Annotated in this window: 2 protein-coding genes and 1 pseudogene; all 3 read left to right on the top strand. The window is 60.8% G+C overall.

What is annotated here, in order from left to right; translation table 11 throughout:
* Window positions 1-116: 116 nt before the first annotated feature.
* A complete protein-coding gene (dnaB, locus tag EIY72_RS13015) occupies window positions 117-1496 on the top strand; it encodes a replicative DNA helicase (RefSeq protein WP_093218291.1) in 1380 nt (459 codons plus the stop codon).
* Complete coding sequence (locus EIY72_RS13010) at window positions 1496-1705, top strand: hypothetical protein (protein WP_093218293.1); 210 nt, start codon at window positions 1496-1498, stop codon at window positions 1703-1705. The genes dnaB and EIY72_RS13010 overlap by 1 nt, the downstream gene beginning before the upstream one ends.
* A pseudogene (locus EIY72_RS13005) lies at window positions 1702-2296 on the top strand (tyrosine-type recombinase/integrase); the annotation flags it as partial. The gene EIY72_RS13010 and the pseudogene EIY72_RS13005, both read left to right, overlap by 4 nt.

Genomic DNA, 2296 nt, shown 5'->3' with positions numbered 1-2296 from the left:
GTCCGATTTCCTGATGGGCCGTGCTTCGGGTAAAAACGGCGGCGCACCTTTCCGGGCCAGCTTCGACTGGCTGATCGCCCCGAGCAACTTCGTCAAGGTTGTGGAGGGCAATTACAGTGCGTGAGCCCTACAGCATCGAGGCCGAGCACGGCCTGCTGGGCGCGATGATGCAGCGTCCTGAACTGATCGACTCCCTGAGCGACGACCTGTCCCCCGAATCGTTTTACTTTCCAGCAAACGCCGAGGTGTATCGGGGGATTCTCGCGGTTCGCGATGCGGGTAAGTCTGTCGACTTTCTCACCGTGGGTAATCACGTTGGCAATTTGGCTGATGGCTCGCCAGCTTTCGCCTACTGCGCCGAGATCGTCCACGGTACGCCCAGTGTTGCCAGTGCGAAGACCTATGCGGGCATCGTGCGTGAAAGGGCTATCGAACGTTCCCTGTTTGAGCTTGGCACCCAGGCCATGGATATCGCGCACAGCGATCAGGACGTGCAGGCGAAAATCGCCGCCGTCCAAGCCGCTGCCATGGCGATTGATTGCGGTGCGGGTGATGACGACATCGTCAAAGTGGGTGACGTGCTGGCCGATCAACTGGAGGTTTGGCAGGAGCGCCACGATCGCCATGCCCGTGGTGAAACGCTGATCGGCCTATCCACCGGCCTGAAAGACCTGGACGAGAAACTGGGCGGCTTGCAGCCGGATCACCTGTACATCGTTGCCGGCCGGCCCGCCATGGGCAAAACCACGCTCGCCATGGGCTTCGTCATCGACGCAGCGGTGCGCCAGTGCAAGTCAGCGCTCGTCATCAGCCTGGAGATGAACAAAGGCCAGCTGCTCGACCGGGCGATAGCATCCGAGGGGCGTGTCCCGCTCACGTTGGTGAAAAACGGCACGGCGTGCCAGAGCCACGGCGCGGAGCTTTCTGCTGCGGCCGGGATCCTGCGGCGCGCACCGCTTTACATCGCTGACCGAGCGGGTTCGTCGATTGGTCGCATCCGCTCCCTGGCCCGTCGCCACAAGATGCGTTACGGCCTGGACCTGCTGATGATCGATTACCTGCAATTGCTGGAAGGCGAGGGCGGTAACCGTACCGAAGAGGTCAGCAGCATCAGCCGGGGTTGCAAGCTGCTCGCCAAGGAGTTGGGCATTCCTGTCGTGTTGCTGAGCCAGCTTTCGCGCAAATGCGAAGAGCGCCCGAACAAGCGGCCTATCCCTTCCGATTTGCGGGAGTCCGGGGCCATCGAGCAGGACGCCGACGTGATCCTGTTCGTGTACCGCGACGAGGTCTACCACGAAAACACTGATGCCAAAGGCATTGCCGAAATCATCATCGGCAAGGGGCGCGACATCGAAAAGGGCACCGTCCGTACAGCCTTCCTTGGGCAGTACAACCGTTTTGAAAACCTTGCTGCGGGGTGGAAGCCAGAGCCTGTCGAGCAGCCGGAGAAAGTCACCAGTCTGGCCAGCCGTTACCGTCAAAAGGAAAAATTCTGATGGATATTCAGCGACTCGCTGCACCCGCGTCATCGAACTACCGCTACGCGGTGTTTTGCTGCTCATTCAAATGGGAGCTGGGAAGTACCCCGGACCATGCAATGGCTTTGTTTGCCGACGAGGCCATGGCCAGGCGGTACGGCGCGTTGATGTGGCCCTCAACCTTCGAGGTGGTGGATCGTTTTGCCCTGGCGGAGATGAAGGATTGAGCGCCCTGATCAAGACCTTGACCGTAAAGCTGTCCGACGCCGAAATTCTGCGTAACGCCAAGCTAGAGCATGTGCGCGATCTGCGCGATGCCAGTCATCCCGCGCTGCACTTTCGCTTCGCGAAGAATCGCACGCACGGGTCGTGGTACCTGCTTAACAAGCGGCAGTGGCACCGCATCGGCGCCTTTCCCGCACTGTCCACCAAGCAAGTCATTGCGGCCCTGCCGGCGGTGCGTCTGCGGGTCGCGGCTGATGGTGCTGCCAGCGTTTCGGGTTGGGTGACCGTCGGCGAGTTGCTGGACTGGTTTGCCGATCGCATGGCCCGTTCGCGTGCGCTCTCGACCAAACGGCGCTCGGCCGGCAAGTCGGCAATCAGCTGCCAGCTCAAGCCGCGTCTGGATGATTTGCTGCTTCGCGACGTGAATGCCCAGACCCTAGACCAGCTGCTGATGTGGCCGGCACAAGAAGAGTTGTCACTGTCCTACGTCCAGCAGCTCTACCGACTGCTCGCGGTGGCCTTTCGTCAGGCCCGTAAATTGGACCTGATCCCGGTCAACCCGATGGCCGAGCTCAAGTTCATCAACTTCACGA

Source organism: Pseudomonas vancouverensis (assembly GCF_004348895.1).
In the GTDB taxonomy this organism is placed as follows: Bacteria; Pseudomonadota; Gammaproteobacteria; order Pseudomonadales; family Pseudomonadaceae; genus Aquipseudomonas; species Aquipseudomonas vancouverensis.
This window is presented reverse-complemented; position numbering and strand designations above follow the sequence as displayed.